Annotated in this window: 6 protein-coding genes and 2 pseudogenes; all 8 read left to right on the top strand. The window is 73.1% G+C overall.

Annotated features, from left to right (window positions below; genetic code table 11):
- Positions 1–754, top strand: a pseudogene (locus AC2VNT_RS13750) (ATP-dependent zinc metalloprotease FtsH); the annotation flags it as partial.
- Positions 747–1,343, top strand: a complete 597-nt coding sequence (folE, locus tag AC2VNT_RS13745) for a GTP cyclohydrolase I FolE (protein ID WP_486947390.1) — start codon at positions 747–749, stop codon at positions 1,341–1,343. The pseudogene AC2VNT_RS13750 and the gene folE, both read left to right, overlap by 8 nt.
- A 5-nt stretch (positions 1,344–1,348) precedes the next feature.
- The gene (gene folP / locus AC2VNT_RS13740) at positions 1,349–2,179 is read left to right on the top strand and encodes a dihydropteroate synthase (protein ID WP_486947389.1); all 831 of its coding nucleotides are present in this window, start codon (positions 1,349–1,351) and stop codon (positions 2,177–2,179) included.
- Positions 2,172–2,585, top strand: coding sequence for a dihydroneopterin aldolase (gene folB / locus AC2VNT_RS13735; RefSeq protein ID WP_486947388.1), 414 nt, complete (start codon positions 2,172–2,174; stop codon positions 2,583–2,585). The genes folP and folB overlap by 8 nt, the downstream gene beginning before the upstream one ends.
- Complete coding sequence (gene folK, locus AC2VNT_RS13730; RefSeq protein WP_486947387.1) at positions 2,582–3,127, top strand: 2-amino-4-hydroxy-6-hydroxymethyldihydropteridine diphosphokinase; 546 nt, start codon at positions 2,582–2,584, stop codon at positions 3,125–3,127. Before folB ends, folK begins: the two co-directional genes overlap by 4 nt.
- A pseudogene (locus AC2VNT_RS13725) lies at positions 3,127–3,579 on the top strand (DUF3180 domain-containing protein); the annotation flags it as partial. The gene folK and the pseudogene AC2VNT_RS13725, both read left to right, overlap by 1 nt.
- A gap of 138 nt (positions 3,580–3,717) precedes the next feature.
- On the top strand, positions 3,718–5,172 hold the full coding sequence (locus AC2VNT_RS13720) for a DUF6779 domain-containing protein (RefSeq protein ID WP_486947386.1): 1,455 nt from the start codon (positions 3,718–3,720) through the stop codon (positions 5,170–5,172).
- Positions 5,173–5,305: 133 nt separating this feature from the next.
- Positions 5,306–6,199 carry a Rossmann-like and DUF2520 domain-containing protein gene (locus AC2VNT_RS13715; protein WP_486947385.1) on the top strand — a complete coding sequence of 298 codons (894 nt, stop codon included), beginning with the start codon at positions 5,306–5,308 and terminating at the stop codon, positions 6,197–6,199.
- Positions 6,200–6,226 lie beyond the last annotated feature (27 nt).

Below are 6,226 nucleotides of genomic sequence, written 5' to 3'. Positions count from 1 at the left end.
CGACATCGAGAAAGCCACCCAGGTGGCCCGCGCGATGGTCACCGAGTACGGGATGAGCGCCAAACTCGGCGCGGTCCGATACGGAACCGAGCACGGCGACCCGTTCCTGGGCCGGACCATGGGCACCGCCCCGGACTACTCGCATGAAGTCGCCCGGGACATCGACGACGAGGTGCGCAAACTCATCGAGGCCGCGCACACCGAGGCCTGGGAGATCCTCACCGACTACCGCGACGTGCTGGACACCCTCGCCGGCGAGCTGCTGGAGAAGGAGACGCTGCACCGCGCGGAGCTGGAGCGGATCTTCGCCGACGTCACCAAGCGGCCCCGGCTGACCATGTTCGACGACTTCGGCGGCCGGACCCCGTCGGACAAGCCGCCGATCAAGACGCCCGGCGAGCTGGCCATCGAGCGGGGCGAGCCGTGGCCCCGGCCGGCGCCCGAGCCGCCGTTCAAAGCGGCGATCGCCGACGCCAGCCGGCAGGCCGAGCCCGGCGGACCGCACGCGACGAACGGCTCGTACGGACCCGGTGATGGTGCGCCGCAACCGGGCGGGGTGCCACCCAACTACGGCGCCCCGGTCGGCTGGCAGGCGCCGGGCTGGCCGCCGCCGCATCAGCCCGGCTACTGGTACCCGCCGCAGCACTGGCCGCAGCCGGTGCCGGGCCAGCCGGTGCCGGGCCAGCCGGTGCCGACCCGGCCGGCCGAGCAGCCCGATGCCGATGCCGGGCGACCGAAACCGGCCGATGGCTGAGCGAGCGGCGCTCCCGGAACGGGTGTTCGACCAGGATCGCGCCGAAGCCGCGGTTCGGGAGCTGCTCTGCGCGATTGGCGAGGATCCGAAACGGCCGGGCCTGCGGGAGACCCCGGCCCGGGTGGCGCGGAGCTATCGGGAGATGTTCGCCGGGCTGTACACCGATCCGGACAACGTGCTGGAGACCACCTTCGACGAAGAGCATGACGAACTGGTGCTGGTCAAGGAGATCCCGCTGTACTCGACCTGCGAACACCATCTGGTGGCGTTTCACGGTGTGGCGCACGTCGGCTACATCCCCGGCGAAGACGGCCGGATTACCGGCCTGTCCAAGTTGGCGCGGGTCGTCGACCTGTACGCGCGCCGCCCGCAGGTGCAGGAGCGGCTCACCGGCCAGATCGCCGATGCGGTGGTGCGCAAACTCGACCCGCGCGGCGTCATCGTGGTGGTGGAGGCCGAGCACCTGTGCATGGCGATGCGGGGGGTGCGCAAGCCGGGCACGGTGACCACGACCTCGGCGGTGCGGGGTCAGTTCAAGACCGACAAGGCATCCCGAGCCGAGGCACTGGACCTGATCCTGCGCAGGTGAACCCGATGCGCGTCCAGGTCATGGGGGTGGTCAACGTCACCGCCGATTCGTTCTCCGACGGGGGGCGCTACCTGAGTGCCGAGCGCGCCGTCCGACACGGCGTTGCCCTGGCGGCTCAGGGGGCGACGATCGTCGACGTCGGCGGCGAGTCCACCCGCCCGGGCGCGACCCGGATCGACCCCCGGCTGGAGGCCGACCGTGTCGTCCCGGTGGTGACCGGCCTGGTCGCCCAGGGGGTCACGGTGAGCATCGACACGATGAACGCCGAGGTCGCCCGGGCGGCGCTGGCCGCCGGGGCCAGCGTGGTGAACGACGTCTCCGGCGGGCAGGCGGACCCGGCGATGGCGCCGTTGGTGGCCGAGGCGGGCGTGCGGTGGGTGCTGATGCACTGGCGGTCGGTGGGCGCCGGCCGCTCGCACCGGGTGCCGCAGTACTCCGACGTGGTGAGTGAGGTACGCGACGAACTGACCGCCGGCGTCGAGCGCGCGGTGGCGGCCGGGGTGGATCCGGCGAAGCTGGTGATCGACCCCGGGCTCGGTTTCGCCAAGACCGGCCGGCACAACTGGGCGCTGCTGCACGGACTGCCGCGGCTGGTCGCCACCGGGGTTCCGGTGCTGGTCGGTGCATCCCGCAAGCGTTTTCTCGGTACGCTGCTGGCCGGACCGGACGGCGCCCCGCGCCCGCCGGACCAGCGTGACACGGCGACCGCGGTGGTCTCCGCACTGGCCGGCTTGCACGGGGCGTGGGGTGTGCGGGTGCACGATGTGCACGCCTCCGTCGACGCGCTCAAGGTTGTCGAGGCCTGGACCGAAGGAGGGGCGGACGCAGATGGCTGACCGGATCGAGCTGCGTGGCCTGACCGTTCGCGGCAACCATGGCGTGTTCGGGCATGAGCGAGCCGACGGCCAGGATTTCGTCGTCGACATCACGGTCTGGATCGACCACGCCGATGCCGCCGGCACCGACGAGCTGTCGGACACCTATGACTATGGCGTGTTGGCGCAGCGGGCGGCGGCGATCGTTGCCGGCCCGGCGCGCAACCTGATCGAGACCGTCGCCGCCGAGATCGCCGAGGAGGTGCTGGGCGACCAGCGGGTGCACGCCGTGGAGGTGACCCTGCACAAACCGCAGGCGCCGATCCCGCTGACCTTCACCGATGTGGCGGTGGTGACCCGGCGTGCCCGCCGGGACCGTCGGGGCGTGGTCATCCCGGCCGACGACGCGGGCGGGGTGCAGCTGTGAGAGCCGTGCTGTCGATCGGGTCCAACCTGGGTGACCGGCTGGCCCGGCTGCAGTCGGTGGTGGACGCATTCGGCAGCGCGGTGTGCGCGGTCTCCGGCGTCTACGAGACCGAGGCGTGGGGCGGGGTGGACCAGGGTCGATTCCTCAACGCGGTGCTGAGCGTCGACGACCCCGGGTGTGACGGGCATGCCTGGCTGCACCGGAGCCTCGACCTGGAGCAGGCGGCCGGCCGGGTGCGCCGCCAGCGCTGGGGCCCGCGGACGCTGGATGTCGACGTGATCAGCTGCTACGACAAGGCCGACGACGGCGGCGAGGCCGAGGTGGTGTGCCGCGACGAGGTGTTGACCCTGCCGCATCCGCTGGCGCATCTACGGGCGTTCGTCCTGGTGCCGTGGCAGCAGATCGAACCCCTCGGCCGGTTGACGGTGGCCGGCCGCAGCCGGCCGGTGGCCGAGCTGCTGGTCGAGCTGGACCCCGCCGAGCTGGCCGGCACCCGGCTGACCGAGCTGGTCCTGCGCAGCTCGGGGCGCGTGGAGCGCTGATGGGGCCGACCCGCAGACGCGACCTGACGGCCGCTGCGATCGTCACCGCGCTGGTCTGCCACCTGCTGGTGCACGTGTTGTACCGGTGGTTCCCGCCGATCACCGTCTGGGGCGGGCTCTCCCTGCTGACCGTGGCGATCGCCGAGGCGGGGTGGGGTCAGTACGTTCGGACGAAGATCAGCGACGGACAGATCGGTCCCGGCGCGAACCGGTTGCATCCACTCGCCGTCGCGCGCAGCGTGATCGTCGCCAAGGCCTCGGCCTGGATGGGTGCGCTGGTGCTCGGGTTCTGGGCGGGGGTGCTGGGCTATCTGCTGCCGCGCCGGTCGGTGCTGCGGGTGGCCGCCGAGGACACCCCCGGCACGGTCACCGCCGTTCTCGGTTCACTGGCCCTGCTGATCGCCGCGCTGTGGCTGCAGCATTGCTGCAAGTCCCCGCAGGATCCCGCCGAGCCTGATCCTTCGGCCGGAAATCAACTCGGGTGGGAAATGCCGGAGCGGGGCGACACGCGGAGCGACCTCGGGCCGGTACAGTCGGGCCATGCACGTCCGGGACGATGCAGAGCGGAGCGATGAGGTGGAGCGGCGCAGATGACCGGTGTGCCGTCCGACGGCGGCAGGACCCGTCGCGGTGGCCGCAGGCCCGGCTGGACCCTGTTCACGGCGTTGCTGGTGCTGGCTATCTTGGCCAGTTCCGCGCTGGTCTTCACCAGCCGGGTGGAGTTGCTCCGACTCGCGGTCCTGATGGCGCTGTGGGCGGCGGTCGTCGCGGCCTTCGTGTCGGTGATCTATCGGCGGCAGAGCGATGCCGAGCGCTCCCGTGTGCGTGATCTCAAATTCGTCTACGACCTGCAGCTGGACCGGGAGATCTCGGCGCGGCGGGAGTACGAGCTGACGGTGGAGTCGAAGCTGCGCAGCGAGCTCGCCTCGGAGCTGCGTACCCAGGCCGCCGACGAGGTGGCCGCGCTGCGCGGCGAGTTGGCGGCGCTGCGCAACAACCTGGAGATTCTGTTCGACACCGACCTGGGCGACCGCCCCGCGCTGGAGCGCGAACGCACCACCGTACATGCCTACAGCGACTGGGATCGATCCGACGACGGCGGCCGGACCGACAACGGCCACGGTCCGTCCAGCCGGTCGCACGTCCGTTCCGAGGTGGTCACCGGCCGCACCGGGGAGAACCCGATCATCGACGTCCCGGAGGTGGGGGTGCCCACCCCGGCCGAACCGGCCGCCGCGTCGTGGCAGCGGCCGGTGACCGAGCACCACGTCGGGTACGCGGGCGGCCGGCACAGCGCAGCGCCGGGGCCAGCGGCCGATCACCGGCCCGGCCGATGGCCCCGGCCAGAGCCGGAGCACGCCGCCGGCCGCTGGACATCGCAGCCCCAGGCGTACCCGGCACCCGGACCGGCGCCGCGGCCCCGGCCGGTCGTCGAGCCGCAGGCGGCAGCGCCGACCGAGCAGCCGCAGCCGGCAGCGCCGACCGAGCAGCCGCGGCCCGAGCCGACCGCGCGGGCCGCAGCGCCCGGATCCACCGGCTGGCAGCCGATCGCCGCGGAAGGCCGGTGGCTGCCCCCGGGAGCGCCGGGCAGCAACTGGGTCTCTGACGCGCCGCCGACCGACCTCGGGGCCGCGTTCGCCGAACCGGCGCCGCGGCCACGGCGCGGAAGGCACACCGCCGAGCCGGCCGCCCATGCAGCGGAGCCGTCCGACGGGGGTGGGCCGCCCGGTGACGACGATCGCGCCGGCCAGCAACGGCGCGCCCGCCATTCGGCTGACTCGGCCGACCAGGGTCAGCAGACCGCCGGCACCGCGCCGCGGTCGGGGCTCACCACCCCGGCGGCGCCCGGATTCACCAGCGCACCGCCGGGGTACACCACCGCGCCGGGCACCGGTCCGCAGCCGGCGGCCCGACACCGCAGCACCGAACCCGACGAGGCCAGCGCGAGCGATCCGCCGACCGGAGGGCAGTCCGTCGCCGACCTGGTGGCCCGGCTGCAGCCCACCGGAACCGGCGGCCGGCGGCGCCGTCGCCGTGAGGAGTGACGCGACGCACGCAGTGACCTCTCGCACATCGCTGGGGCGTGCTGCCCGGCCAGGTTAGACTCGGCGGGACCGTCCGGTACCCGCGATGCGGGACTGGAACGAACCCATAGACCTTGCGAGGCTCTTCGCTGCGATGATGCAGGTTGACGGATTGCGCCCGGCGCGGCTCAAGATCGGGCTGGTCTCGGCCGGCCGGGTCGGCACCGCCATCGGAGTGGCGTTGGAGCGCGTCGACCATGTGGTCGTGGCGTGCAGCGCCATCTCTGACGCGTCCCGGCAGCGGGCGCACCGCCGGCTGCCGGACACCCCGATCATGCCGGTGGCCGACGTCGCCGACGGCGCTGAGCTGCTGCTGCTGGCCGTCCCGGACGCCGAACTGGCCGGGCTGATCTCCGGTCTGGCGACCACCTCGGCGGTGCGGCCGGGCACCATCGTGGTGCACACGTCGGGAGCCAACGGGGTCGGTGTGTTGGCGCCGCTGACCGCGCAGGGCTGCCTGCCGCTGGCCATCCACCCGGCGATGACGTTCACCGGCGCCGACGAGGACGTCGAGCGGCTCTCCGGCAGCTGCTTCGGCATCACCGCAGCCGACGAGGTCGGGTATGCCATCGCCGAGACACTGACCCTGGAGATCGGTGCGGAGCCGTTCCGGGTCGGCGAGGAGTCCCGCGCTCTGTATCACGCCGCGCTCTCGCACGCCGGCAACCACGTCGTCACGGTGATCGCCGATGGGCTGGAGGCGCTCCGGGCGGCGTTGCCCGGACCGCTGGGCAGCACCGACCCGGACGGCATCGCCGAGCGGGTGATCGGTCCGCTGGCCCGGGCGGCGTTGGAGAACACGCTGCGGTGCGGACAGGCCGCGCTCACCGGTCCGGTTGCTCGTGGCGACGCGGCCGCGCTCGCCGGACATCTGGCCGCGCTGGCCGCGGTCGACGCGGACCTGTCCCAGGCGTACCGGGCGAACGCGGTGCGCACCGCGCAGCGGGCGCACGCCCCCGCCGAGGTTTTCGAGGTGCTCGGACGGTGATCGACACGGCGCCGAAGTTCACCGCCG

Source organism: Mycobacterium sp. TH-M15, assembly GCF_057473705.1.
The sequence above is the reverse complement of the archived record's forward strand: the minus strand, read 5'-3'. Positions and strand labels throughout refer to the sequence as shown.